Origin of the sequence: Herbaspirillum sp. YR522 (assembly GCF_000282575.1) — a bacterium.
GTDB lineage: Bacteria > Pseudomonadota > Gammaproteobacteria > Burkholderiales > Burkholderiaceae_D > Herbaspirillum.
The window spans coordinates 1-1,937 of the sequence record NZ_AKJA01000094.1 but is presented as its reverse complement, the minus strand read 5'-3'; the positions used below and the strand labels follow the sequence as shown (position 1 = coordinate 1,937).

The following is a 1,937-nucleotide window of genomic DNA, read 5'->3' as shown; positions in this document are numbered from 1 at the left end:
CTGGCGCGGCGGCCCGCCGCCGCAGGCGCGCCACCGCGAGCGGGAACACGGTCGCGATCGGCACCATGACCGCGGTCACGGTCCGCGTCATTGCCCGCCAGGCCACGAGCGCCGCGGCGACTGCCGCTAAGCTCGGACCGATGTGAAAACGGCCGCCAACGCACCTGCGCTGGCGGCCGTTCCACGTTTTACGCCATCGGGCGTTCAGACCTTTTCCATCAGCGCCGACACTGCAAAGGACACGATGCCCGCCGTGATGCACCATACCGCCAGCCGGTATTGCGGGATGAACTTGGTGACCAGCGGCAACAGGAAATACAACACGACCGCGATCAGGATGCTGGTGATGAGTCTTTTCATTGTCATGGATGGATTCAACGGGGGGCGGGAGGTGCACCGGGCGCCACCGGCGCGGTGGTGCGGGGTAGCGGCGTGGCACCCGGTGGCAGGCCATCGGTGTCACCCGGTGGATGGCCTGGCGGATTGTCCGGCGCGGCACCGCCATGCAGGTCGAAGAACTCGACGATGGTGCGCGAGGCATTCAGGTTGCGCGAGGCGCGCCCGGCGTTGACCATCGGCGCGGTGGTGCCGGGCCAGTTATGGCCGCCGCCCTTGATCTCCACCAGCACCACCGCTTGCGCGTCGGTCTTGTTGTGATAGGTGTAGCGGCGCACCGAAGTGCCATCGCCGGCATCGTCGGCGCTCTCGGTCAGTTCCGGGCGCGGGTCGGCACCATTGGCCTTGACCCAGGCCTCGACCGTGCGCGCCACCGACAGGCGTGGTGTCTGGGTCGCTTCGCGCGGACCGACGCCACCCAGGAATGGAATGAACGGGTCGTCACTGCCGTGGATGTGGATCACCGGCACGCCCTTGACGATCGATTCGGGCGGCGTGTCGAGCACCGCGCTGACTACCGCCACCGCCTTGAACAGCTCGGGCGCTTCGGCCGCCATGCGGTAGGCCATCATGCCGCCGTTGGACAAGCCGGTGATGAACACCCGCGAGCGGTCGACCTGGCCGTCGGCCACCAGCTTGTCGATCAGGGCGCGCAGGAAGGCCACGTCGTCCACCTTGTGCAACTGCGCATAGCCGCAGCAGCCGCCCGAATTCCAGGTGCGGGCGTCGATGGCCGGACCGGTGCCGTTGGGAAATACCACCATATAGCCGGCGGCCTCGCCGATTTCGGCCAGGCCGGTGGCACGCGCGAGCATCGAACCGTTGGAGCCACCGCCGTGCAACGCGATGATCAGCGGCAGCGGCGTGGGATGGGCCGCCCGTTCGGAGAAGTAGGCGCGCGACAGGTGACCCACCGGCATGGTCTTGAGCGACAGGTCGGCCGCCTGCAGCACGCCGACGCCGCACAGCAACGCCGCGCCCAGCATGACGCGCAACAGCCTGCTCGGGCCACCCGAAGCGTGACGTGAGGCCACGGCTGGCGCCAGGACGACGGCAGGGCGGGCCGGCACGGACATCAGCCCCGTGCGGGGATATTGAGGCCACGCGCCACGGCCGGGCGCGCCACGAACGCCTCGAGGGCGCGGGCGACGTGCGGGAAGTCGTTGAAGCCGACCAGGTCGCCGGCTTCATAGAAGCCCACCAGGTTGCGGATCCAAGGGAAGGTGGCGATGTCGGCGATGCTGTACTCGTCGCCGGCCAGCCACTGGTGCTGCGCCAGCTGCTTGTCGATCACGCCCAGCAGGCGCCTGGATTCGGTGACGTAACGGTCGCGCGGACGCTTGTCCTCGTACTCCTTGCCGGCGAAGCGATGGAAAAAGCCCAACTGGCCGAACATCGGGCCCACGCCACCCATCTGGAACATCACCCACTGGATCACCTGGTAGCGTGCCGCCGCATCCTGGGGCAGGAACCGGCCACTCTTGTCGGCCAGGTACAACAGGATCGCGCCGGACTCGAACAGCGGCAGCGGCCGGGCGCCA

Annotated in this window: 3 protein-coding genes; all 3 read right to left on the bottom strand. The window is 68.4% G+C overall.

Going from position 1 to position 1,937, the window contains the following annotated elements; translation table 11 throughout:
* Window positions 1-204: 204 nt before the first annotated feature.
* A complete protein-coding gene (locus tag PMI40_RS23855) occupies window positions 205-366 on the bottom strand; it encodes a hypothetical protein (protein ID WP_008115673.1) in 162 nt (53 codons plus the stop codon).
* An 8-nt stretch (window positions 367-374) separates the two neighbouring features.
* Window positions 375-1,430, bottom strand: a complete 1,056-nt coding sequence (locus PMI40_RS12080) for a PHB depolymerase family esterase (RefSeq protein WP_238540940.1) — start codon at window positions 1,428-1,430, stop codon at window positions 375-377.
* A 41-nt stretch (window positions 1,431-1,471) separates the two neighbouring features.
* A partial coding sequence (locus PMI40_RS12075; protein ID WP_008115669.1) for a glutathione binding-like protein occupies window positions 1,472-1,937 on the bottom strand: 466 nt, incomplete at its 5' end.